Origin of the sequence: Pseudomonas syringae group sp. 243L2, from assembly GCF_032587875.1 — a bacterium.
GTDB lineage: Bacteria > Pseudomonadota > Gammaproteobacteria > Pseudomonadales > Pseudomonadaceae > Aquipseudomonas > Aquipseudomonas amygdali.
The window spans coordinates 94,280-118,144 of sequence record NZ_JAWHPL010000032.1 but is presented as its reverse complement, the minus strand read 5'-3'; the positions used below and the strand labels follow the sequence as shown (position 1 = coordinate 118,144).

Sequence of the window (23,865 nt, the reverse complement as noted above, 5' to 3'; positions counted from 1 at the left end):
GTTCTCGCGAACAAGGATTTACCCATGAAAACGCTCTTTGCATTTGCACTGACCTTTGCTGCCGTTTGTGCGGCAAGCAGTAGCGTCAATGCGGCGGTACTGTCTGTACCCGCAAACTCTCAAGAAAGTACCACCAGCAACGGCAAGCTTCAGCCCCCCGTCAAGTACGCCACTGTCTGGGCTGACGAGACAGGGGCCACCCATGTCGAGCATTGCCGTATCGAGGGGCTGGAATTCAAAAGTTACGCGCCACCTGCCGAGCCTCAGTGGATCGGAGTATCGCCCGACGAAGTAGAAAGTATTGCCTACGCGGTACTGCCGCCGGGTTACGTCGGCAGTTGGCACCATGCGCCGGGCCCTCAGTGGGTGATCACCTTACAGGGTCAGTGGTCGGTGGAAACCACCGATGGCACGGTATTGGTTCAGGGCCCCGGGGAAATGCAGTTCAATGCCGACAGCAGCTCCAAAGCAAGGCCTGGCGACAACAGGGTCGGGCATCTGACTCGTACCGTGGGTGATCAGCCCAACGTTCAACTCATCGTGAAACTCAAGCCGGATGCTGCTGCCAAACGTTCTTCTGGCCGGTGTGCCTACTGATCAATGGGGCGAAATGCATGAATAGAGTCTTCCGTCATCCAGGCAGGAAAACCACTTCGCTCGTGTTGGCGGGCGCGCTTCTCGCCGCAGGCGCAGTGATGGCTTCAGACGCGTCGCCAGTCACGGTGGTTGCCAGTAATCCGCGGTTTGCTGCACTCATCCAGCCCGGCGCGCAGGCACAAGTGCTTACCGCCGATGCGCAGTGGGCGGAAGGCCCTTTGTGTTTGACCGACGGTCGGTTGATCTGGAGTGATGTGAAGGCGAACAAGGTCATGAGCTGGAAAGAGCATGACGGCGTCACTGTATGGCTCGACCCCGCCCATTATCAGAACGGGCATGCTCTGGATGCCGAAGGCCGAGTCATCGCCGCATCCCATGGCGAACGCGCAATAGTGCGACAGGAGGCGGATGGTCAATGGCGCACAGTGGTCGACAGGTACGAGGGCAAGCGTTTGAACAGCCCGAATGACGTCGTGGTCGATAAGCGCGGTGGTATCTGGTTCAGTGATCCAACCTTCGGCGTGTTGAACAAGGCTGAAAGTTATGGCGGCAAACCGGAGCAGGGCGGCGAGTATGTATACCGCTACGACCCGGAACAAAACCATTTGGTAAGGTTGAATACCCCGGGACTTCATTCGCCGAACGGTCTTGCGTTTTCACCCGATCAAAGCTTGCTGTATGTCGCCGACTCGCAACTGGCGCATGATTTCAAGAATCCTAAACTGGCACACAGCATCCGGGTGTATCAGGTGCGCGACGGGGCGCTGAGTAACGGCAAGGTGTTTGCCGAGATTGCCCCCGGCATCCCTGACGGACTCAAGGTCGACGCGCAGGGCAACGTCTGGAGCAGCAGCAAAGAGGGCATTCAGGTGTTCTCTGCCAGCGGTGAGTTGCTGGGGAAAATAAAGGTGACGGCGAAAGACACCGGCAATCTTGCATTCTGTTCTACCGGTTCACAGCACTGGATTTACATCACCGCTGCCAACAAGGTGCTGAGAATACCCGCTCTTGTTGGTGGTAGTCGGCCGTAAAGCCTCCGTCACGGTGAGATACCAATAGCGCCGTGCGGTATTCCTGAAGACTCCGCTCGTAGCCAACCTCAATAAATCGTGTCGTCTGCCTGTGCGATATCGACACGGTTGCGGCCCCGGCGCTTGGCCTGATAGAGCGCTTTGTCTGCACGCTGAATCAGGCTTGCCGCTGTTTCTCCCGGGCTGAGTTGCGCAACTCCCAGAGAAATAGTCACTGAGCCTGTATTCGGTATCAACAGACCCTCAACGCCCTCGCGAATGCGATCGGCCAATTCAGCGGCATGATCCAGTGAGCTATCGGGCACGAATATCAGAAACTCTTCTCCTCCCCATCGAGCCGCGACATCCTGCAGGCGGATCCGTTGTTTAAGGATGACTGCAACGCTGGTCAATACCCTGTCGCCAGCAGGGTGGCCATATCGGTCATTGACCGATTTGAAATGATCGATGTCGCCGATGATAAGAGTGAACGGCTTGCCCGATATTCGCGCGGTATCGATGAGCCGCTCAAGGGTGTGTTCCGCCGCCCTTCGGTTGTTCAGCCCGGTCAGCGGGTCGCTGTGAGCAATCTCCAGCAACTTCTGTTCACGGCCCAGCCGCGTGGTTACATCCTGGCTGATGCTGACGTAATGCGTGATGGTTCCTTCCAGGTTACACAGCGGGGAAATGCTGTGTTCTGCGTAGAACAGAGAGCCATCCTTGCGCTTGTTGATAAAGGTAGTACGAAAGGGCGTACCACTGGCCAGCGCTTCATTGAATTGCGCATAAAACATCTCATCATGTTTACCCGAGCTAAGCACTCGCGGGTTTTCGCCGATTATTTCCGACGCGCTGTAACCGGTGATGTGCTGAAAGGCCTCATTGGCAAAAACGATAGTGGCGTTGCAATCGGTAATCATGATCGGATCAAGCGCGGCGTTCAGCGCCTGAGCCAGCAAATGCTGTTCGCGCTCTGCTCGAATGCGCGGGCTGATGTTTTGCTGCACCGATACAAAGTTGCAAACCGCACCCGCATCGTCGCGCACCGGGGAAATTTTCCACTCGACGACATAGGGGCTTCCGTCCGCGCGGTAATTGACTGTCGACCCTTCGAAAAAGAGGCTTTCGCTCAAGCACTGACGCATACGCTCGATCACCTGACGATCGGTGTCGGGTCCTTGCAGGATCCGTGGCGAAAGGCCGATCAATGCCTCTGCTGCGTAGCCGGTCATCGCGCAGAATGCCGGGTTGACATACACAATGAACGGGCCGCCATTGGTCAGATTGGCATCGGTGATCAAAACGGCATTGAATGACTGCTCGACAACTGCTTCAAGCAGGGCCAGGCGCTGGCTGGATGAGGTCATCTGATGTCCTGTCGAGTGATCCGTTGAATTGATCGCGGCTCTGATCAGATGATGGGTGACGCGATGCCGGGCGGGTAGTAAGTGCAGTGAGTTGGACCGCAAGCACCAAGCCTTGTTGCACAGGCACTATACCTACATGACTAAAATGATTTATTGCGCGCGTGACGACGATATCCAGTGCACTGCCGGGCGTTTGCGACCGTGGGGCTGATAGGTACGCTGTTGTTGTGGCATTTGGCTGGTGTGAAACGGGGTTGTCCGCATCGGTAAAATGGCTGCTTGTACGAAAGGAATTGGCGCAGAGAGGTCTCTCGTTTGCGCCACATCTGCTAAACAAGGTTTAATCTGTCTCGTGTCGAAAAGCATTTTTTCGGGCTACTATGAAGTCGTTCACGCTCACCTAAGCAGAAGGACCAGGAGGATTCATGCCTAAAGCCGTCAACAAAGCATTGTCTGAAGAGGCCACTCAAAAGCTTGAAGCTCAGATCCCGGCTCAGGCTTCTCTTGCGACACGGATGGCTTACGAAAAAGCCAAGGCAGCTGGTCGTACCGTTGTGCTTTCCAAGGGCGGATTTATCGTTGCCGAACGAGCAGACGGTACCGAGCAAATTGTTTGTGCTTCCAAACCCCGTCGCAGCGTGAAGGCTGGAGTTTGCTTCAAAATCGGCTCTGGGGCGTCCGCCAGTGCCGGTTCCTAGACTCCGTGTATTTGCAGGGCCAAACGGCTCTGGCAAAAGCACCATTAAGCGTCTTCTTGATCCTGATTTAATCTATATATACGTTAATGCTGACGACCTGGAACGTGAGGCGGGAGAGAACGGTTTCATAGACCTCTCGCCTTTCTCCGTGAGCCTCGATCAGCAAGCGTTTCAAGACTTTTTTACTTCTCATCCGTTGATCGTCAGAGAACAGCTGGGGGCTCAGGCTGAGCATTTCACTGTTGTCGGTCAATCCCTGATGATCGACTCGATCCAGATAAATTCGTACCACTCATCGGTCGTCGCTGACTTCATCCGGCATCAATTGCTTGAACAAGCCGCCAGCTTCACTTTTGAAACGGTTATGTCAGACCGCTCCAAGGTTGATTTCATCAAGAAAGCCAGGTCGTTGGGATACCGCACATACTTGTATTTCGTTTCAACCGAGGCCCCGGAAATCAATATCAACCGGGTTGCCATTCGTGTTGGCGAAGGAGGGCACGACGTTAAGCCAGAAACGATACGTGCTCGTTATCATAGGTGTCTGGCACTGCTTCCTGAGGCCATTCAAGCGTCAAGTCGAGCTTACTTGTTTGACAACTCCGGGGCGGAGGCAGAACTTGAAGTTGAAATCACCGACGCCTTGGCAGTGGAGTACAAATTCGATGATGTGACCGAATGGTGCAGCTCGGCAATTGATGCACTTGACCGGCTTGTCACTCACAGCTGACAGACACCGCAGACCGCAACAGACCTCATGACCTCCTCCAGAGCTTCCGACCTTCACGTCCTCGACACATTCCTGCCTGACACCGAGCGACTAGGCCCAGCTCCGCACTGCAGGTTCGCTGTTTTTCAGATAATCAACGACCTATCGATGGTAAGGCAGTGGCGTCAGGCAGGTGATATCCAGCGCAATGTTGTTCATGTTTTACGCCCGGACAGTTCTAGATGGCCGTCGCAACTCAACAGCGCCTGTAATCTTTCCTGGCCGACGTCGACCGGAACTATCCACCAGTGGGTACGATTGTCGTAACGGGCGCCGTCAGGAATGGTCACGGCTTTACCGGCTTTTGGTGGATGTTTGTCAAAATACGCGTTGATGGATTCAGCAAAAAAATTCGCATCTTTGTCAGGGCATTGCATTTCGTCGCCATCACCACTTTGCGCCAGCCATGCAACCGAGAGGATCAACAGCACCAACAGTACGGCTCGTGTCATTGTGGGCTTCCATTTCCGGAAAGTGCCGAGGATAGCGTTAATAGCTGAACAACGACGAGCACGCTGTCTTCCTCTAAAAGACGTGTTGTCCAACTCACGTATCGCATTTTCCCGAATCTGCCGTCCGGTTTTTCTGAAGCTCTTGTGGATAACATCACTACCGGCAAGCGCGACTCATGTGGACTAGGCATATTGACCGGGAAAACCATCGACGTTCCGAACGTGGCAAACGACCGGCGCTTTTCGCAAGAATGGAAGGCGCTCTTCGCCCGACGCGTATAGCAGGTCGCAGGAATCCAACGCGCTTATTCTGGGCGAGCTTGAGCTCCGTATTCGAAAGCTGTTTCTGACAATTGGCGGTATCGCCAATCTGATCTTGAAACGATCTCCCGACGACCGTTCACCAGATAACTCGGCAGAAGCAGCTGATAATCTTCAATGCTTCATGCTTCATGCTTCATGCTTCATGCCGCCGCCGCGCATCTCTGAGCATCGATATCGTCAGCTTGCGCACTTCGAGTTTGCTGATTTCCACATGAGAGCGCAGTAGCAGCAGCGCTTCGTCCCGTTTGCGTGCCTGCAATGCATTGAGGATCGCGGCGTGCTCCAGGTAGGTATGTTCGATACGGGCGCTTTTGAAGAAGTCCAGCCTGCGCACGATGCGAATGCGCTCGGTCACTTCCTGATGAACACGAGCCATTTCCAGATTGCCCGAGGCGGCCACCAGTTGGGTGTGAAACTGCTCATCGAGGTCGGCGACCACTTGCATGTCTATCTGCCACTGGCTGCGATCAATCAGCCAGTGCTGGCGCAGCACATTGAGTTCCGGATGCACCTCGTGGGATGCACAGATACGCTCGACCGCAGCACATTCAAGCACGATGCGCAGATCGTACAACTGGTCTATCTGGTCGAAATCCAGCGGCTTGACTGACCAGCCCCGTCGAAACTCGACATCCAGATAACCCTCACGCTGCAGCCGGTACAACGCGTCACGCACCGGCGTGCGTGACACCTGATAACGGTCTGCCAGTTGCGTTTCGGTGAAGCGGTCGTAGGGCAGCAGATAGAAGTCGAAGATCTCCTGCTTGAGCCGACGATAGACGTCCTCTGCCAGCGCGTTGGTGGTGTTGGGGGAATTCAAGGGCGTGGCTCCAGGCTGCTCAGGTCAATGCTGACATGTGCCGCAACGACTTTCCAGCCGCCGTCCAGGCGTGCCCAGGTTTGCATCTGCCGTCCCAGACGCTCAGTAACGCCATCGTGAAACTCGGTGCTGACGGTGGCGAAGTCTTCACCGAAGGTGCTCACCACGGTGCGCAATAATTTTCGACCGGGCCCGACTGGCTGACAGTGGCGTCGATAGCGCGCGATGGCTTCGGCACCGTGCAGGTTTTCCGCGACGCCATAGCGAACGGTCTGTTCGGAATTCCAGAAATACCCATCCAGTGTGGTCAGCTCGTTGGCCAGTAGGGCGCGCTCGTAATCAGTGAAAGCGTGGGTCACTTCGGCGACGATGTGCGCAAGGTTGATGTCCATCAGGGTGTACTCCTTGTTTGCAGGGCGTGTTGCAGATCGGCCAGTGACGCTGCACGCCCGACAATCGCGTTTTGTGCGGTGATCATGTCCAGAGTGGCCTGTTTGAAGGCCGGGAAATAGCTTTCGGTCGCATCCTCGATCAGCAGGCAGCGATAACCCCGATCACTGGCTTCGCGCATGCTGGTCTGCACGCAAACTTCGGTGGTAACGCCTGCGAAGATCAAATGCGTGATGCCAGCGTCGGTCAGCCGCTGATGCAGGTCGGTGGCGAAGAACATGCCCTTGCCGGGTTTGTCGATGACCCACTCGCAGGCGAGCGGCGTCAGGCTGTCGATAATCTGATTGCCGGGTTCGCCGCGAATCAGGATACGCCCCATCGGGCCAGGGTCGCCGATGCGCAGACCTGGCGAGCCGTGGGCCAGCTTGGCGGGCGGGCAGTCGGCAAGGTCCGCGCTGTGCGATTCACGAGTGTGTATCACCGTGATGCCCTGATCACGGGCCAGCGCCAGCAGTTGTTGCACCGATGGCACGATGGCCTGCAACGGTACGACATCGTTGCCCAGCGCGGCACCAAAGCCGCCGGGCTCGAGGAAATCGCGCTGCATGTCGATGATCACCACAGCGGCACAGGAGGGGGCGAACGTGAAACAGTCCGGACGCGCATTGACGCTGATCATACCGGTTCTCCGGCCAGCTGTTCGGCGCCGGCCATGTGTCGACCCAGCTCGGTTCGATCAGCGACCGCTGCGCTGGTTTCAAAAACCAGTTCGCCGTCATGAATGACCACGATGCGGTCTGCCAGGCTCAGCAGCTCGTCGAGGTCTTCACTGAGCAGCAGGACCGCTGTGCCGCTGTTACGTGCGTCAATCAGGCGCTGGTGGATAAGCGCGACGCTGGCAAAGTCCAGGCCGAATACCGGATTGGCGACGATCAGCACCGCGACGTCAGGGGGCAGTTCTCGCGCCAGTACGGCGCGCTGCACATTGCCTCCCGACAAGGTGCCGATAGGGCGGTTCGGGTCGTTGGGCGAGACCTTGAACTGTTCGATCAGGGTGCGTGCCTGTGCGCCTATTGCATGACGATCAAGACGCCAGCCCTGACGGCACAGCGGCGCCTGGTCGAAGTTGCGCAGGGCCAGATTGTCGGCCACGCTGAAGCTGCCGATACAGGCGTTGCGCAAGGGCTCCTCGGGCAGGCTGAACACGCGCAGGCGCTGCATTTGTTCACGCTGCGCATGATAGGGCTGGCCATCGACCGATATCTGTCCGGCACTGAATGGTCGCTGGCCGAGCAGGGCTTCGGTGAGTTCGCGCTGGCCGTTACCGGAAATACCCGCAACCCCGACGATCTCTCCCGGATGCACCGCCAGAGAAAGGTTTTTCACCGCCAGCGTGCCTTTGTCGCCAGGAACATCCAGAGCTGCCACCTGCAACTGCGGCGGACGAGCCGCCATCACCGGGCGCTCGGTGCTAACCCCGCGAACCTGTGCGTCGCCCATCATCCACGCTGCCATCTGTTGTGTGGTGGTGTCAGCCACTGCTGCGCTGCCCACCCAGCGACCTTTGCGCAGCACAGTAACGTCATCGGCATAGGTGCTAACCTCGCGAAACTTGTGGGTGATCATCAGCACGGTGAGTTCACCGCGATGCGCCATCGACTGCATCAGCCCCAGCACTTCATCGGCCTCTTGCGGCGTGAGTACCGAGGTCGGTTCATCGAGAATGATCAGCCGACGCTGCAGATACAACTGCTTGAGGATTTCCAGTTTCTGTTTTTCACCGGCGGCCAGGCTGCTGACCGGCCGATGGATATCCAGACGAAAAGGCATCTTTGCCATGAAGGCTTCGAGACGCTCATGCTCGCGGGTCCAGTTGATACGCCACGGCAGATCACCACGTGAGAGCACCAGGTTTTCAGCCACGCTCAGGCCCGGCGCGACGGTGAAGTGCTGATACACCATGCCGATATGCAACTGATGAGAATCGCGCGGTGTGCTGATCGCATGCTCGCGGTTGTTGACCAGAATACTGCCCGATTGCAGCGGGCTGTAGCCGATGATGCCTTTGACCAGCGTGCTTTTGCCGGCGCCGTTCTCGCCGAGCAGGGCGTGGACGGTGCCGGCGCGGACCTTGAACGACACCTCGTCGAGTGCGCGAAACGTACCGAAATGCTTGCTGGCACCAATCGTCTCAAGGCTTGGGGCGTGCATGTTCATGCTCCAAACAGGTCGCGAAACATCGAGGAATGTCCCACTGCGCCGAACACACCGCCCTGCATTTTGACCATGCTCAGGGCCGCCGCATGATTGCCAGGGTCGGTCGCCCCGCAGCAGTCTTCCAGCAGCAGGCACTCGAAGCCACGGTCATTGGCTTCGCGCATGGTGGTGTGCACGCAGACGTCGGTGGTGATGCCGGTCAGGATCAGATTGTCGATGCCGCGAGTGCGCAGGATCAGTTCCAGATCGGTGGCGCAAAAGGAGCCTTTGCCGGGCTTGTCGAGCACGATTTCGCCGGGCAGCGGTGCCAGCTCGTCGATGATTTCCCAGCCTGGCTCGCCACGTACCAGAATCTTGCCGCAGGGGCCTGGGTCGCCGATTCCCGCGCCGATGCGTTGCGAGCGCCAGCGTTTGTTGGCTGGCAAGTCACTGAGGTCCGGGCGGTGGCCTTCTCGGGTATGAATAATGGTGAAGCCGAGCGGGCGCATCAGCGCCAACAGTGCCTTGATCGGCTCGATGGGCGCACGGGTCAGCGAAAGGTCGTAACCCATGCTGTCGACGTAGCCGCCGACGCCACAGAAGTCAGTCTGCATGTCGATGACGATCAGCGCGGTGTTGTGCGCATGCAATTGCCCGTTCCAGGGCCAGGGGTAGGGCGCCGATGCAATATGACGTTCACTCATGGCATTACTCCTCCCAACTGCTGGGGGTAGGTTTGAAGTCGCGCTCGGGGGCCGCAAACCCGCACGAGCTGCCATCGGTATGCACGACATCGTTTTCCCAGGGCAGACGGTATTGGCCTGCGGTCAGATCATGCATGTAGGTGTAAGGACAGTCGCGCGCGCCACCCTTGACCGCCACATAGCCGCGATGGCCGAATTGATAGATGTTGTTCTCCACGCCCCAGTGCACACGGGCCTCACGGACCAGATCGGGGCGCAGTTCGCAGCAGACGATTTCGTCGGCCCGACCGCCGCCTTCAGCCATGATCGTGCCGTCGAAGTCGACGAACATGGCCTCGCCCATGGAGTCGAATGTGCCGTCGGAGCCACACATACAGACGCTTGCGGTCTGCATCAGGTTGGTGAAGGCATTGCTCTGGTTGGTGATCTTCCACGAGTGACGGATCGGTGCGGTGTAACCCGCGGTGCGCAGCATGATGTCGGCACCCTTGTAGGCGCACTCGCGGGCCATTTCCGGAAACATGCCGTCGTGACAGATGATCAGCGCCAGCTTGCTGCCACGCGGCCCATCGCAGACCGGAATACCCAGATCGCCAGGTTCCCAGGGCTCGACCGGCACCCACGGATGGAGCTTGCGGTAATACAGGCGAATCTCGCCGAGATCGTCGACGATCAGGCCGCTGTTGAATGGATTGCCGTGCGGGTTGGCCTCCATGATCGAGAAACAGCCCCATATGTGCTGCTCCCGGCACGCCTCGCGCAGCGCCATTACTTCCGGCCCGTCGAGGCTGCACATGATCTCTGGCGCGGTGCTCATCGACAGGCCGTGAAGCGAGTACTCGGGAAACACGATCAGGTCCATGCCCGGATTGCTGCGTCGCGCCTTGGCCACCATGCTGACCACTTTCTGCGTTTGTGCCCACAACGCCTCACGGGTGTGCGGATCAGGCAGCGCCAGTTGCGCCAGGCCGATCACCACACCATTGGGCGACTTGTTCAAACCACCAAGACCACTGGCCATGTGCATGCCTCCTCGAAAAGATCAGTTCATCGCGTCAGGCTGAGCTCGCCAGGTGCGACGTTCAGGGTGCGACCACGGCGGCAAGTGGCATACATCACCACCAGCGTCAGCGCATAAGGTGCTGCGGCAAACAGGTAGTAGCCGGTGCTGATACCGACCGCTTGCAGGGCCGGGCCGATGGCTCCGGCAGCGCCGAACAGCAACGATGCCCACAGGCACGCCAGTGGACGCCAGCGGGCAAAGATCACCAGCGCCACGGCCATCAATCCTTGCCCGCTGGACAGCCCTTCATTCCAGCTGCCGGGGTAGTAAAGCGACAGGTAAGCGCCGCCTATTCCGGCCAATCCGCCGCCGACCGCTGTCGCCAGAATGCGCACCTTGAGCGGTCGATAGCCCAGCGCCTGAGCGGTTTCGGCGTGGTCGCCGACCAGGCGCAGCATCAGCCCCCAGCGTGTGGTGCGCAGCCCCCAGTGCAGTACGAATGCCAGCGCTGCGCCGACGAAGAACAGCACATTGATATTCAGCGCCGAACGCACCCGTTCTTCGTCGCTCCAGGCACCCAGCGCCAATGAAGGCAGCATGGGCGCTTGCGGCTGGATAAACGCCTTGCCTAGAAAAAACGCCAGCCCGGTGCCGAGCAGAATCAGCGCGATGCCGAACGCGATGTCGTTGACCCGAGGTAACGAGCACGCCAGGCCGTGCAGCAGCCCCAATAAAATGCCGACCCCGGCGGCAGCGCCAACGCCCAGCCACGCCGAGCCGCTCAGGCACGCCACGGCGTATCCGGACATCGCGCCGGCAACCAGAATGCCTTCCAGCCCCAGATTGATCCGGCCACTTTTCTCGGTCAGGCATTCGCCCAGGCTGACGAACAAAAAAGGTGTGCCGACGCGGATAGCTCCGGCCAGCAGGGCGAGGAGAAAGGTAGTCAGGTCGATATCAGCCATGTTGCAGTGCTCCCTTGTCGAGTGACGCGGGCGACGTCGTCAGCCTGATCTTCCAGGCGGCGATACGCCCACCCAGGGCTTCCCAGAGCAGCAGATTGGTGAACAGCAGACCTTCAAGAATCAGCGTGGTGGCGTCCGGCAGGCCAAGCCGTCGTTGCAGCAGCCCACCACTGGCTTCCAGACCACCCAGCAAAATGGCACAAACGACAATGGCCAGCGGATGATGGCGTGCGGCAAAGGCGACCAGAATGCCACTGGTGCCGTAGCCGGCAATCAGCGCGGCGTTGGCGCTGCCTTGCACTGCGGTGACCTCGAACATGCCGGCCAGACCCGCTGCCGCGCCGCCCAGCAGGCAACTGAGCAGGATCAAGCGGTCTACCGGAAGACCGATCATCAACGCCGTGCGTACGTTGCCGCCGACCACGGCGAGGGCAAAACCCTTGATGCTGTGGCGCACCAGCACATACGCCAGCAGACACGCGACCACGCCCGCCACCAGCCCCCAATGCACCTCGAAACTGTCGCTGATGGTGCCGAGCATATAGGCATCGTCCAGCGGTGGAGTCGAAGGCTTGTTCAGGCTTGCCGGATCGCGTAACGGCCCTTCCACCAACTGCCGGAACAGCGCCAGAGCGATGTAGGAAAGCAGCAGACTGCTGATCGTTTCGTTGACTCCGCGACGCTGGCGCATCCAGCCACTCAGACCGATCCACAGCGCGCCGACGCTCATCGCCGCCAGGGCCATGCAGACGAGCATCACCCCGGGTGACAAAGGGCCGAGCCACAAGGGTGTCACTGCCGCTGCCAGACCGCCCAGTACCAGCGCGCCTTCGCCGCCAATAATGATCAGCCCGGCCCGGGCGGGCAGGGCCACACAGAGTGCGGTCAACATCAATGGCGCTGCACGCTGCAAGGTATTTTCCAGGGCGAACCATGAACCAAACGCGCCTTCGCCGACCAATTGCAGGGCTTGCCAGGCAGGCTTGCCCTGAACCGCCAGAAACAGCCCGAACAGCACGCACGAGGAAAACACCGCCAACACCGTAGGCAGCCCCGGCAACAGCGCGCTGGCGAGGCGACGCAGACTAATGGATAGGCTCATGAACATTCCTCAGAGCTGGCCAAGTACACCTTCGACCAGGTAATTCATGCTCTCCAGGGCGATGTTGGTCTGGCCTTGTGACACACCATCGGCAATCACCACTGCGCCTTTGTTGTCCTTGAGTGGGCCTTTGAAGATCACGAACTGCCCGGCCATCATTTGCGCCTTGATGGCATCCGCTTGCTGTTTGGCGTCGGCAGTCACCGAGGGCCCATAGGCGGAAGTCTTGACGAAGCCTTCCTTGAGCCCGCCACGCAGGAAGTTGATCATCGGCGCGCCGCTCTGGGCTGCCGCGACATGGGCGCGATAAGGCGTTTCCCAATTCCATTCGGCACCGGTCAGGTAACCTTTTGGTGCCAGCGCGGCCTGGCTGGCGTGGTAGCCACAGGTCATCACACCGCGCTTTTCAGCCGTCTCGACGATCACCTTGGGGCCGTCGACATGGCAGGTCAGCACGTCACAGCCCTGGTCGATCAGGCCGTTGGCGGCTTCTGCTTCCTTGACCGGCAAGGACCAGTCTCCGGTAAAAATCACCGTGGTCACGATGCTCGGGTCTACCGAGCGTGCGCCCATGGCAAAGGCATTCAGGTTGCGCAGTACCTGAGGCACAGGCTTGGCGGCGACGAAACCGAGTTTTTTGCTCTTGCTCATGTGCCCGGCAATCACGCCGTTCAGGTATTGCGCTTCGTCGATGTAACCGAAAAAGCTGCCCGCGTTGATCGGGTCCTTACCTTTCTGCCAGAGGCCGCCGCAATGCGCGAAACGCACGTCCGGGTACTTTTTCGCGACCTTGACCACATGCGGCTCAAAGTAGCCGAATGAGGTCGGGAAAATCAGTGTCGCACCGTCCTGACGGATCATGGCTTCCATGGTCTTCTGCACGGCCACGGTTTCCGGGACGTTTTCCTCTTCGATCACTTTGACGTTGGGCAGCGTCTTGATGATGGCTGCCGCCTGGGCGTGGGCCTGGTTGTAGCCAAAGTCGTCGCGAGCGCCGACGTAGATGAAACCCACCACCAGCGGCGCGTCGGCTGAGTAGGCACGACCAAACGGCAGTGCTGCGCTCAGGCCGATAATGCCTGCCAACTTGATGAAACTGCGACGATCAACGTTCGACATGCGTGCTACCCCTGATCAATGAGCGATGGAAGATGTGTGCGCGGCGCGGTAGGCGCGCCAGCCTTTGAAATCAGTGATGTCCAGCGCGCCCTCAAGGCCGGCTGGCTCACAGATGAAACCCTTGACCCACTGGCCGTCGGCCAATTGCAGAGAACCGATGCCCAATGGCGCGGGAATCGCGGCGACGAAGGCCCCGAACAGGTTCAGCGGCATTTCCCAGACCTCGACTTCGATGCGCTCGCCCTGGTCAGGTACACGCACCAGGCCCGGCTTCGGTGGCGAAGTCCCGGCCAGTGCATACAACCGGTAATCTGCGCTGGTGGTTGTGGTACGCAGCAGACGGGCACTGCCTTCGAGCAATTGCCAGTTGAGCGGCTGGCCAACGAGGTGCGCGCCGACAACCGCGACCTGCACGACAGGGCTGTTGCGGGGCAGGGGTGCCATCGCGACGGCTTCGCTCTGGTCTGCCTTGCCGAAGAGTGGCTGCCAGGCTGCGGCTATTTCTGCCAGGCGTTGGTCGGCACCAGCGGGGCCGATCAGCGTGATGCCCGCAGGCAAACCGTCGGCACGGCGCTCTGTCGGGACGGCGAGGGCGCACATATTCATCAGGTTAACGAAGTTGGTGTAATAGCCGAGCTGTGAATTGAGCTCGACCGGGTTGGCGAGCACTGCATCAATGGTCGGCATGCAGGGCGCAGTCGGGACCACCAGCACATCGACCCCGGCCAGCAATTGCTGGGCTGTTCGCGTCAGTTCCGCCAGTCGATAGCGGGCATTGAATGTGTCCACGGCATCAAACGAAGCGGCGCTCTGCAGGATGCCGCGCACCACTTGATGAATATCGTCAGCATGGGTGGTAAAGAATCTGCCTACCGCTGCCCGCCGCTCGGCCACCCATGGGCCTTGGTACAGCAGGGCCGCGGTCTCGGCGAAGACATCGAAGTCGATGGGTTCGACAGTCACCAGCGGGTCGCTTTGCAGGGCTTCCAGGGTTTTGATGTAAGCCGTTTGCGCCTGAGCATCACCGAAGAACTCGCAGTGCCTTGGCACCGCGACACGCCGAGCCCTGCGCTGTACCGCCAATGCCTGCACGGCCACACTGGCGGGGTCTAGCGGGTCGTAAGCCGCGATGACCTGCGCCACTTGCCAGGCTTGCAGCACATCCCCGGCAAATATCGACGGGCAGTCCAGCGTGCGACAGGCGGGCACCACGCCTCGGCTGCTGAACAGGCCAAGGCTGGGCTTGAGCCCCACGATACCGTTGAAACCGGCGGGTACTCTGCCTGATCCTGCCGTGTCCGTGCCCAGTGCAAAACTCACGTAGCCACGCGCGACGGCCACCGCCGAGCCGGAGCTTGAACCGCCGCTGACGTAGGCCGGGTCGTGGGCATTGCGCACGGCCCCATAGGGCGAGCGGACACCCACCAGACCGGTGGCGAATTGATCGAGATTGGTCTTGCCCATCAGTATCGCGCCACTGTCGAGCAGTAGCTGGACAACGTGAGCATTTTCCTTGGGCGTGTAGGCGAAAGCCGGGCACGCAGCCGTGGTCGGCATTCCGGCCACGTCAAAATTGTCCTTGACCGCAAACGGCACGCCGAACAGCGGCAGTTGCTCATACACCGAATCGCCCGCTTCTGCGGCAATGCTTTCCAGCGTCTTCGCCCTTTCAAGAAGCTGCGTCACGGGCACGCGATGAATCCAGACTTCCGCCCGGTCATCCGCATCAATGTGCGTCGTCAGGGTTTGCACTAGTGCCGTCAGGGTTGTTTGACCTGAACGTAACGCCGACTGAAGTTGGGAAATATCGAGTGCGGTCATAGTGGTGTTCATTCATGTATACAAGATGAGCTGGCACGTTTGCACGTTATGGGCCAAGGTTGACCGAAGGCGGATTGACAGGGATTTAAAGGCTGCTAGCGAAGTTTTTCGACGCAGTCATGCGTCATCTTTGCGCTTGAACGCGGCAATGTGCACAACGATGGATCACGGCATATCCATTGTTCAGGCAGTGGTGGCGTCAGCCGGACAACCGGTTTATCGGTCTCCGCTGACGTTAATGCGTTTGCCTCAACTCTGGCAGAACCTGATGCGGTTGCCGAACGGATCGCAGACTTCAAGTACCTGGCCCCAGCCCTGCTGAACAATGCCGGGTCGTGCATAACCGTACTGCTTGCCAAGCAGCTCATCGCGCAATTGCTCGATGTTTTGAGTGGGAATAAACACCGCAGCCCCCGGACAGGCGTCGCCGTGATGTTCAGAAAGGTGCAAATGCAGCCCGTTGCGGCTGATCCCCAGATACAACGGCAGATCGGCCTCGAAACGATGCTCGAATTCGACGCTGAAACCGAGAAAGTCGAGGTAGAACTCACGCGCTTTGCGTTCGTCGAACATCCGCAGGATCGGGATGGCACTGTCGAAAGTCACAGTGGCTTGCTCGGTCGTGGACATGACTATTCCTTTATTGAAAACGATCGATTGTTTGATGTTTACAGGTGATGCATGTTTGCTGACCCGAACTTGCCATCCAGGGCCTAAGCCTGATGCGGTCAGGCCGCAGGTTTGACCGGAAATGAGACGAAAGGCTTTATCTCCTTCAAGACGAACATGCTCTGCATCTCTTTAATCCCGGGCAGCCTTCTGACCACCGTCATGGCGAAGTCGGCAAACGAATCCAGGTCGCGTGCCACCACCTGAAGCAGAAAGTCGGCATCTCCGCCGATGCTGTAGCACGCCACGACGTTCTCCAGTTGCATGACTTCCTGCTCGAATTTTCTTGCCTCGGCTTCACTGTGAGAGTCGATGCTGACCCGAATGAACACCATGACACCCAGCCCGATCTTGCGACGGTCCAGCACCGCTTTGTAACCCAGCACATAGCGATGCTCTTCAAGTTGTTTGACCCGTCGCCAGCAGGGCGAGGCAGACATGCCGATCTGATCGGCCAGGGTCTGATTGGTGATCCGGCCGTCCTGTTGCAGGGCCGTGAGGATCCTCATATCAATCGAGCTTAACGTCGGTGAGGTCATAAATACCGTTACTCCTCCTGGATGGGGAAACTTATACCGGTTTCAGCCGCGCAGCCAGTAAGAACAGGTGATTTTTTCCGGCTTCAAGCGCGTAGTATTTTTGAACATGGAGCTTGAGCAGGCTCTGTATTCAAGCTGGCTGTTACATTTCAAGGAGTGCTACATGCTGGATCTGACTCAGGTTCTTACGTACTCGGCAGCGCTGGGCATTGCCGCAGCCATTCCCGGCCCTGGCATGGCTGCACTGGTTGCGCGCAGTGTCAGTGGCGGTGCGCTGTCAGGCTTCTGCCTGCTGGCCGGTCTCATCCTGGGGGATCTGACCTATCTGTCATTTGCAGTATTTGGCCTTGCCATGATTGCCGAACACTTCAATGCGTTGTTTCAGGTCGTGCGTTGGGGGGCCGCGATTTATCTGTGCTACCTGGCCTGGCAGTTCTGGTTCGCAGACCATCAAGCCATAGAAATCGGAAAATCAGCAAAGAAAAAAGAGTTGCTGTCTGCGGCCGCTTCAGGATTGACCATCACCTTGGGCAACCCCAAGACCATTGCCTTTTATCTGGCGCTTTTACCGTTGGTCATCAATCTCGAAACGGTTTCTTTGCAGACGTGGGGGCTGGTTCTGGTGCCGTTGACCGTGCTGGTGTTGCTTGGCGTCGGTGCAGTATTCATATTTGCCGCATTGCGCATTCGACATTTATTGTCGAGCGAGCGCGCCCAGAGAAAACTGTTTCGCGGTGCGGCAGCAATCATGGTAGCGGCGGCAGCGTCGATGCTGGTGCGCTGATCTGCCTGGAGGGTAGATGAGGCCGTTGATGGCCTCATCCGGTCAGCCGTTACAGCTCCTTCTTCAGATGCTTCTCGATCTGCTCAAGCGATTTGCCTTTGGTTTCCGGAAGGCACAGGAAGACAAATATCAACGAGCCGACGTTGATGGCCGCAAAGATGAAGAACGTCGGGTTGCCGATGGTATCGACTGCAATCGGGAAGGTGAATGCCACCGATGCGTTGAACAGCCATTGCATCGATACCGCTGTGCCGGTCAGCAATCCGCGCACCTGCATCGGGAACAATTCCGACATCAGCAGCCAGTAGACCGGCGAGATGCACATCTGCATGAACAGCAGGAACACCAGAATGCAGGCGAGGGCGGTGTAGCTCTGGGTCAGGTTCTGCGGCATGAATTGCAACACGCAACCCAGCGCTGCCTGCATCAGGATGACCATCACCAGTCCGGTCATCAACAAGTGCCGACGGCCATAACGGCCAATCGCCCAAATGCCGAGCAGGGTCGCGATAACCGATACCACGCCGTTGCCGATGGTGGCGGTCAGCGCGGCGTTGGTGCCCATGCCGGTATTCTTGAGAATGATCGGGGTGTAGTACATAAAGGCGTTAACGCCTGTGAGCTGCGCGGTAAAGCCCAGGCCAATGCCGATCAGCAACAACTTGATGACCCAGCCCTGACGCAGCAACTCCCTGGCTTTCGGGCGATGACGAGCCTCCTCGTCCTGCGCTTTCATCTCGTCCACTTCGCGCTGCGCATCCTGCTTGTTGGTGCGCAGTTGCTCCAGCACATCCTGCGCTTCATCGAAGCGGCCTTTGGACGCCAGCCAGCGCGGCGACGGCGGTACGAAGAATGTACCGACCAGCAGCAACACTCCCGGCACCATGGCGATGGCCAGCATGTAGCGCCAGATGCCAGGTGTGTGCAGCAGAGCGGCCATGACCGCGCTTAGAACGTAGGCGAGCAACTGGCCGCTGACGATCATCAGTTCGTTACGGCTGACCAGTCGCGCACGCCGCGACGGTCCGGCGATTTCGGCAATGAACACCGGCACCGTAGCCGAGCCGCCACCCACCGCGATACCCAGCAGGAAGCGCGCAGCGACCATGAACGGAATGGAAGGCGCAATGGCCGTGCCCAGTGCGCCAGCAATGAACAGCACCGACAACAGGCGCAAGGTCAGACGGCGTCCGAAACGGTCGGAGATGTAGCCGCTGGCAAGCGAGCCAAACGCAGCGCCGACGATCAGTGAGGCGGTGATCATTCCTTCGCTGTAGGCATCCAGGCCCAGCCCGCCCTGATCGGTGGGTAGCGTCATGAAAGGCAATGCACCGGCGATGATGCCGGTGTCATAGCCGAACGCCAGCGCACCCATGGTGGCCACGAGCACGGATATAAAAATGAGTCGATTCGGTGAAGCGCTTTGCCGACCTTGCGGATCGGCCGCTGCTGAGGTGCTACTTGAAGACATGAATCTGAAGTCCTTCGTTTGAAACCAGCGTCGCGCCAGTACGTAGATGTCAGGCTTAGGGCGATGTGTTGCGCGCTAGTTCCCTACAAACCCGGTCGGGATTGAATTCTTGAATGCGTTCTGCGTGCGAGGATGGCTGAAACGATTAACTTGATCTGGTCATAATGACCAAAATTTTCTTGATATTGGTCAATAAGACTAGGTCTTTTTGACTTAAAAATCTGCTATTCATTGATGCCAAAGCAGTTTTTATCTGGCACGCGCGTTGCTCTGACTCCAGTAACGAAACTGCTCACTCTGGAATTGATTATGCTCAGCACTGCTCATCGCGACATCATTAAAGCCACCGTACCGATCCTTGAAACAGGCGGGGAGGCACTGACCACTCATTTCTATCGCATCATGCTCAATGACTATCCTCAGGTTCGTCCGCTGTTCAATCAGGCCAACCAGGCAAATGGCGCACAGCCACGGGCGCTGGCCAATGCGGTGTTGATGTACGCGCGCAATATTGATCGCCTCGAAAACCTCGGGTCGCTGGCGGCGCAGATCGTCAACAAACATGTCGCGCTACAGATACTGCCGGAGCATTATCCGATTGTCGGTGCCTGCCTGCTGCGCGCCATTCGCGAGGTGCTGGGCGCAGAGATCGCAACGGATGCAGTGATCGATGCATGGGCTGCGGCGTATCAGCAACTGGCTGACATGCTGATCAATGCCGAGCGCGATGTGTATGAAAGCATCGCCGCAGCACCGGGTGGCTGGCGTGGCGGACGGCTGTTCAAGGTTGTTCGCAAGGTGCCGGAAAGCAGCGAGATCATGTCGTTCTACCTGCAGCCTGTTGATGGTAAACCGGTCATCGCGCACAAGCCCGGTCAGTGCATCGGTATCCGGTTGAACACCGAAGGCGGAGAAATTCGTAGAAATTACTCGCTCTCTGCGCCTGCCAACGGTGTGAGCTATCGCATCAGCGTCAAGCGAGAGCAGGGGGGCGTTGCGTCCGGCTACCTGCACGATCAGGTCGCAGTGGACGACACCGTAGAATTGTTCCCGCCCTCTGGCGAGTTCGTGCTTATCGAAGGCAGCAAACCGCTGGTACTGATCAGCGGCGGTGTCGGCATCACCCCGACGCTGGCCATGGCGGAAGCGGCGTTGCAGGCAGGTGGCCGACACGTCGTGTTTATCCACTACGCGCGTAATGCCAGCGTGCAGGCGTTCCAGGCGGTCATTGATGGCTGGCGCGAGCGATATGCGCAGTTTGCGGCGCACGTGGTTTACAGCGAAGCTACGGCCGGTGATGTACCGGCAAATACCGTGACGGGGCTTGCTTCGACGGAGCATCTGCAGCAATGGTTGCCGGAGGACACGGATGTCGAGGCCTACTTTCTTGGTCCGAAGCCGTTCATGGTGTTCATCAAGCGCGCGCTGCACGAGCTGGGTGTTCCGGACCGGCAGAGCCATTATGAGTTTTTTGGTCCGGCCGAGGCGTTGGCCTGAGCGCATTCAGATGCGCAGAAGCGCATATCTTTTGAAGCATCCCCTTAAAAAGGCTGCTTCAAGTATTTTTTGAACAGGAGGGCGCACCATGAATCTGGCCGAGCAATATCGAGCTTACATCGCCTGTCTTAACGAACGCCGCTGGCAGGATCTCGGCGATTTCGTCGACGACGATGTGCAATACAACGGCGAGCGGATCAGCGTGGTCGGCTACCGGGCGATGCTGGAAAACGACGTCAGGATTATCCCTGACCTGCGTTTCAACATCGACTTGCTGGTGGTTGAGGCGTCACAGGTTGCTGCCCGCCTGATATTCAACTGCTCGCCGCAGGGGCGATTTCTGGGGCTGGATGCGCATGGCCAGCGTATTACCTTTTCTGAAAACGTGTTCTACACATTCAGCGACGGCAAGATTGTCAGCGTCTGGTCGGTCATTGATAAAGCCGCAGTGGAGCGAGAACTTCGTGGCGAGCCAGCGGCCGGCTCCAGTGACAGAGGCGCCTGAGATTTTCATCGGTGTGCAGCTCATCAACGCAGCTTTTCCGGCACGCTCGTCGAAGTAACAGCATTTCAGGGCACTCCCCGGTGGCAGCGCAGTCTTTTCTAGACACTTTCACCCCGCGGAGCCCGACATGATCACTGTCCACCACCTGAACAACTCACGTTCGCAGCGCATTTTGTGGCTGCTTGAAGAGCTCGACCTGCCCTACGAGATCAAGCGTTATCAGCGCGACCCGAAAAGCAATCTTGCGCCGCCTGAACTCAAGGCTGTCCATCCGCTGGGCAAATCACCGGTTATTGAAGATGGCCCTCATGTTGTCATCGAGTCAGGTGCCATTGTCGACTACCTGATTCGCCGTCATGGCGATGGCCGACTACAACCGGACCCTGCCAGCGCTACCTACGATGAGTACGTGCAATGGCTGCATTTCGCGGAAGGCTCGGCCATTCTCCCGCTGATGCTCAACCTGTACGTAGGACGTCTGGGTGACGCTGGCGCACCGCTGCATCCGCGAATTCAGTCAGAGCTGGCCAATTATCTGGGTTACCTGAACGACTCTCTGGGGTTGACGCCTTATCTGTTGGGAGAAGATCTGAGTGGCGCGGATATTCAGATGAGCTTCATTGGCGAGTTCGCCAAGGCTCAGGGAATGCTGCAGCCGTACCCGAATGTGACGGTGTGGGTTGAAAGACTGCAGGGCAGGCCTGCGTACCGCAAGGCTTTGGAGCAGGGTGGGGAATATTCTTTCGCCAAGTAACCGCCGTGCCTGAGGCGCTTGCGCCGCGCATAGTCACGAGAAGTGTTCTCCCGGACACCTCTCGTTCCCATGCTCCAGCGTGGTAACGCAGTTCTCGACGCTCTGCGTCGCAAGAGGACGCAGAGCGTCCAGAAAGGCATGCGACGCAGAGCGCCGCACGATAGTTGCGGTTATCGTTCCACACGCTCTGCGTCGCCAAGGCGCGTACGTTGCTGGTCAGCCTTCGGACAGGCTTACCGAATCCTGATCCGCTTCGGCCGCCAGCTTCAAGCGGTCGGCCTTGCTGATGTATTTGGCCTTGCTCTGCGGGGCCAGTTTTGCGCTGGCCTTTTTTGCGTGGGCTTTCAGTAGCTGCTGTATTTTTTTACGACGATTCATGCTCTTCAACTCGCTTGCAGATGCGTGGATGATACCAGCTGGAATATCTGCTCATACACGCGTCGATTACCCTACGTTTCCAACCATCTGCCACAGCGACGCCCCGACACCGGTGATGCTCTCTCCGGCAATCAGGCCTGCCGCTGCGGTAATGGCGAAGCGTTCTGTGAGGGACGGCCAGCGACAGTTCACCAGCCAGGTGAGCACCGCGCCAAGGGCCATCATCAGAGATACTGAGGCTGGCAGGACAAAAGCCAGGCCCAGGGCGGCGGCGCTCGGCATGTACCGGGTGCGATGGGCGGGTAACGTGCTGTCGAGGATGCCCAGCAACAACCCCGCCAGCCCGCCGATGAAAATTGCCCAGCGGATACTCGCTGACAATGAATCCAGGCCGTGGGTCAGCGTTTGCGCGACGGCTTTCCAGGTGGCCACCGCCGGGGCGGGCCATTCCTCGGTAAGCAGCATCGATTGCGGGTCCGGGATCAGCGCCATGTAAGCCAGGACGCCGACGATGCTGCCGACGAAAATCCCCAGTGTCTGGGCGATCAACTGTTTACGCGGCGTGGCACCAATCGCCCGGCCGACCTTGAAGTCGTTCATCAGGTCCGTGCATTGCCCGGCAGAACCTCCGGCCGTGTTGGCGCTCATCAGGTTGATCGGCACCTGCCCGGGCGCGACGATGCCGAAGCTCAGTTGGGATAACTGCCCGATTGCCCCGATAGGGGGAATGCCGGTGGCACCGACCACTCGAGCCGCCACGGCTGCGAGACAGATTGCCAAGGGGATGGTCAGCAATGCCATCCACAGATTGATACCGAATAACAGCGCCTGCAGGCTGACCACCAGCAAAATCGCCAACGCAAAACCGACGGCAGGCCCGGCCTTAGGCACTGACCAGGTCGTCCCGCCACTGGTTCTGGTGGATTTGTGCAGTGCCCACAAACGAATCGCCAGTGAAGCCAGGGTCGAGCAGACCATCAGGCTTACACCCGGCCACAGCAACCATTCCACCAGTGCTGCGAACTGCGGGCCGCTGCTGTCGGCCGGTAATATCACCAGCCCCTGTTCCAGCAGCCACGGCCCCACGCCGCCCCAGGCCAGCAGAGCACCGAGCAGCAGGGTAATGCCGACGCGAATGCCGATAATTGCGCCAAACCCCACCAGCAGCAGCGAAGGGTCGGCGGTAAAGGTCAGACGCTCCAGGTGAGCGCTCGGCGACCAGCGCGGGAAGGCCCATATGAACGTGTCCACCCACTTGGCCAGCGCAGACAGCAACGCGGTGCTGAGCAGCACCTTCAAGCGTATTGCGGCTTCGCGCCCATGGTTGTAGATGTGTAGCAGGGTTTCCAGAGTGGCCATGCCTTCGGGAAACTTCAGCGACTTGTCGTTGAGCAGTGATGGGCGCAAGTACCAGGCAATCCAGATCCCCAGAAAACTTACCGAGAATACCCAGGCGATCATCGGGACGGCATCCAGTTGCTGACCGGTCAGCAAGGTATAAGCCGGAATCGGCGCGACCAGCCCACCGGAAATGATCGACGCAGCCGCCGACGCCACGGTCTGATTGATGTTGCTCTCATGTAGCGTCCACGGTAGGTGCGCGGACGAACGCTTTGACAGGCCTTGCCATATCGCATAACCGATCAACAAGGCGATGATCGACATATTGAACGACCAGCCAATCTTCAACCCGGCGTACACATTGGAAGGCGTCAACAGGATACCGAGCACGACCCCGGTAATGACCGCGCGCAGACTTAGTTCACGCTCGACAGGACTGACAAGAGGGATCGATGGCGAGGTTGAAAGCATGCGAGTTCCTTTCGGCGATGAGACAAGGCAACCTATAAAGTGAGCGTCATATCGGCCGAAGGTTCATATGGCAGGCTTCGTTGTGGAGTGGCGTTAAGGCATCCGTTTGTCCCGATCTT

25 protein-coding genes and 1 pseudogene are annotated in these 23,865 nt (G+C 58.6%); 9 read left to right on the top strand and 17 right to left on the bottom strand.

The genetic code is table 11. The features are described 5' to 3' along the window. The first annotated feature begins 24 nt into the window (after window positions 1–24). Window positions 25–597 carry a hypothetical protein gene (locus RYB66_RS22275; RefSeq protein ID WP_002552358.1) on the top strand — a complete coding sequence of 191 codons (573 nt, stop codon included), beginning with the start codon at window positions 25–27 and terminating at the stop codon, window positions 595–597. Window positions 598–614: 17 nt separating this feature from the next. Further along, window positions 615–1,628 carry an SMP-30/gluconolactonase/LRE family protein gene (locus RYB66_RS22270; RefSeq protein ID WP_057403480.1) on the top strand — a complete coding sequence of 338 codons (1,014 nt, stop codon included), beginning with the start codon at window positions 615–617 and terminating at the stop codon, window positions 1,626–1,628. A gap of 68 nt (window positions 1,629–1,696) precedes the next feature. Here the strand turns inward: RYB66_RS22270 and RYB66_RS22265 are convergent, their stop codons facing one another. Continuing rightward, a complete protein-coding gene (locus RYB66_RS22265; RefSeq protein WP_005778197.1) occupies window positions 1,697–2,974 on the bottom strand; it encodes a GGDEF domain-containing protein in 1,278 nt (425 codons plus the stop codon). A 425-nt stretch (window positions 2,975–3,399) separates the two neighbouring features. On the opposite strand from RYB66_RS22265, the gene RYB66_RS22260 reads away from it, so the two are divergent. Together RYB66_RS22260 and RYB66_RS22255 are read left to right on the top strand one after the other, a co-directional pair. Continuing rightward, complete coding sequence (locus tag RYB66_RS22260; protein WP_005745863.1) at window positions 3,400–3,672, top strand: hypothetical protein; 273 nt, start codon at window positions 3,400–3,402, stop codon at window positions 3,670–3,672. After that, on the top strand, window positions 3,659–4,402 hold the full coding sequence (locus RYB66_RS22255) for a hypothetical protein (RefSeq protein ID WP_005745864.1): 744 nt from the start codon (window positions 3,659–3,661) through the stop codon (window positions 4,400–4,402). Before RYB66_RS22260 ends, RYB66_RS22255 begins: the two co-directional genes overlap by 14 nt. Before the next feature lie 194 nt (window positions 4,403–4,596). On the opposite strand, the gene RYB66_RS22250 is transcribed toward RYB66_RS22255, so the two are convergent. Continuing rightward, on the bottom strand, window positions 4,597–4,893 hold the full coding sequence (locus tag RYB66_RS22250) for a hypothetical protein (protein WP_031595622.1): 297 nt from the start codon (window positions 4,891–4,893) through the stop codon (window positions 4,597–4,599). A gap of 63 nt (window positions 4,894–4,956) precedes the next feature. On the opposite strand from RYB66_RS22250, the pseudogene RYB66_RS22245 reads away from it, so the two are divergent. After that, window positions 4,957–5,287, top strand: a pseudogene (locus RYB66_RS22245) (hypothetical protein); the annotation flags it as partial. Window positions 5,288–5,350: 63 nt separating this feature from the next. Here RYB66_RS22245 and RYB66_RS22240 read toward each other — a convergent pair. From RYB66_RS22240 to RYB66_RS22185, 12 genes are all read right to left on the bottom strand, one after another. After that, on the bottom strand, window positions 5,351–6,037 hold the full coding sequence (locus tag RYB66_RS22240; RefSeq protein WP_316895456.1) for a GntR family transcriptional regulator: 687 nt from the start codon (window positions 6,035–6,037) through the stop codon (window positions 5,351–5,353). Then, window positions 6,034–6,429 carry an oxalurate catabolism protein HpxZ gene (gene hpxZ / locus RYB66_RS22235; RefSeq protein ID WP_316895454.1) on the bottom strand — a complete coding sequence of 132 codons (396 nt, stop codon included), beginning with the start codon at window positions 6,427–6,429 and terminating at the stop codon, window positions 6,034–6,036. Before hpxZ ends, RYB66_RS22240 begins: the two co-directional genes overlap by 4 nt. Further along, window positions 6,429–7,106 (bottom strand): isochorismatase family cysteine hydrolase, encoded by a 678-nt coding sequence (locus RYB66_RS22230; protein ID WP_316895452.1) that lies wholly within the window; start codon window positions 7,104–7,106, stop codon window positions 6,429–6,431. The genes hpxZ and RYB66_RS22230 overlap by 1 nt, the downstream gene beginning before the upstream one ends. Then, window positions 7,103–8,644: an ABC transporter ATP-binding protein gene (locus RYB66_RS22225; RefSeq protein ID WP_162491499.1), complete on the bottom strand. Its 1,542-nt coding sequence runs from the start codon at window positions 8,642–8,644 to the stop codon at window positions 7,103–7,105. Before RYB66_RS22225 ends, RYB66_RS22230 begins: the two co-directional genes overlap by 4 nt. Further along, window positions 8,641–9,327 (bottom strand): cysteine hydrolase family protein, encoded by a 687-nt coding sequence (locus RYB66_RS22220; protein WP_005778203.1) that lies wholly within the window; start codon window positions 9,325–9,327, stop codon window positions 8,641–8,643. Before RYB66_RS22220 ends, RYB66_RS22225 begins: the two co-directional genes overlap by 4 nt. A gap of 4 nt (window positions 9,328–9,331) precedes the next feature. Beyond that, a complete protein-coding gene (locus tag RYB66_RS22215; RefSeq protein WP_005756763.1) occupies window positions 9,332–10,348 on the bottom strand; it encodes a formamidase in 1,017 nt (338 codons plus the stop codon). A 26-nt stretch (window positions 10,349–10,374) separates the two neighbouring features. After that, window positions 10,375–11,295: an ABC transporter permease gene (locus RYB66_RS22210; RefSeq protein WP_010201875.1), complete on the bottom strand. Its 921-nt coding sequence runs from the start codon at window positions 11,293–11,295 to the stop codon at window positions 10,375–10,377. Next, complete coding sequence (locus tag RYB66_RS22205) at window positions 11,288–12,397, bottom strand: ABC transporter permease (RefSeq protein WP_005778208.1); 1,110 nt, start codon at window positions 12,395–12,397, stop codon at window positions 11,288–11,290. Before RYB66_RS22205 ends, RYB66_RS22210 begins: the two co-directional genes overlap by 8 nt. Before the next feature lie 9 nt (window positions 12,398–12,406). Continuing rightward, a complete protein-coding gene (locus tag RYB66_RS22200; RefSeq protein ID WP_316895446.1) occupies window positions 12,407–13,516 on the bottom strand; it encodes a BMP family ABC transporter substrate-binding protein in 1,110 nt (369 codons plus the stop codon). A gap of 15 nt (window positions 13,517–13,531) precedes the next feature. Then, window positions 13,532–15,337, bottom strand: a complete 1,806-nt coding sequence (gene atzF / locus RYB66_RS22195; RefSeq protein ID WP_316895444.1) for an allophanate hydrolase — start codon at window positions 15,335–15,337, stop codon at window positions 13,532–13,534. Between the two features lie 249 nt (window positions 15,338–15,586). Continuing rightward, window positions 15,587–15,967, bottom strand: coding sequence for a glyoxalase superfamily protein (locus RYB66_RS22190; protein WP_005778215.1), 381 nt, complete (start codon window positions 15,965–15,967; stop codon window positions 15,587–15,589). Window positions 15,968–16,065: 98 nt separating this feature from the next. Next, window positions 16,066–16,545, bottom strand: a complete 480-nt coding sequence (locus tag RYB66_RS22185; protein WP_005778217.1) for an Lrp/AsnC family transcriptional regulator — start codon at window positions 16,543–16,545, stop codon at window positions 16,066–16,068. Window positions 16,546–16,708: 163 nt separating this feature from the next. On the opposite strand from RYB66_RS22185, the gene RYB66_RS22180 reads away from it, so the two are divergent. Further along, complete coding sequence (locus tag RYB66_RS22180; RefSeq protein ID WP_016980452.1) at window positions 16,709–17,329, top strand: LysE family translocator; 621 nt, start codon at window positions 16,709–16,711, stop codon at window positions 17,327–17,329. Between the two features lie 49 nt (window positions 17,330–17,378). On the opposite strand, the gene RYB66_RS22175 is transcribed toward RYB66_RS22180, so the two are convergent. Beyond that, window positions 17,379–18,800, bottom strand: coding sequence for a sugar porter family MFS transporter (locus tag RYB66_RS22175; protein ID WP_002552378.1), 1,422 nt, complete (start codon window positions 18,798–18,800; stop codon window positions 17,379–17,381). A 309-nt stretch (window positions 18,801–19,109) separates the two neighbouring features. On the opposite strand from RYB66_RS22175, the gene hmpA reads away from it, so the two are divergent. The 3 genes from hmpA (at window position 19,110) to RYB66_RS22160 (ending at window position 21,556) form a co-directional block, all read left to right on the top strand. Continuing rightward, the gene (hmpA, locus tag RYB66_RS22170) at window positions 19,110–20,297 is read left to right on the top strand and encodes an NO-inducible flavohemoprotein (protein ID WP_316895443.1); all 1,188 of its coding nucleotides are present in this window, start codon (window positions 19,110–19,112) and stop codon (window positions 20,295–20,297) included. An 88-nt stretch (window positions 20,298–20,385) separates the two neighbouring features. Beyond that, window positions 20,386–20,802 (top strand): ester cyclase, encoded by a 417-nt coding sequence (locus RYB66_RS22165; RefSeq protein ID WP_057405393.1) that lies wholly within the window; start codon window positions 20,386–20,388, stop codon window positions 20,800–20,802. Window positions 20,803–20,929: 127 nt separating this feature from the next. Then, a complete protein-coding gene (locus RYB66_RS22160) occupies window positions 20,930–21,556 on the top strand; it encodes a glutathione S-transferase family protein (protein WP_005743276.1) in 627 nt (208 codons plus the stop codon). Between the two features lie 216 nt (window positions 21,557–21,772). On the opposite strand, the gene RYB66_RS22155 is transcribed toward RYB66_RS22160, so the two are convergent. Together RYB66_RS22155 and RYB66_RS22150 are read right to left on the bottom strand one after the other, a co-directional pair. Then, window positions 21,773–21,934 (bottom strand): DUF2986 domain-containing protein, encoded by a 162-nt coding sequence (locus tag RYB66_RS22155; protein WP_004656149.1) that lies wholly within the window; start codon window positions 21,932–21,934, stop codon window positions 21,773–21,775. 66 nt (window positions 21,935–22,000) lie between these two features. Beyond that, window positions 22,001–23,746: an OPT family oligopeptide transporter gene (locus tag RYB66_RS22150; protein ID WP_010201871.1), complete on the bottom strand. Its 1,746-nt coding sequence runs from the start codon at window positions 23,744–23,746 to the stop codon at window positions 22,001–22,003. Window positions 23,747–23,865: the final 119 nt, after the last annotated feature.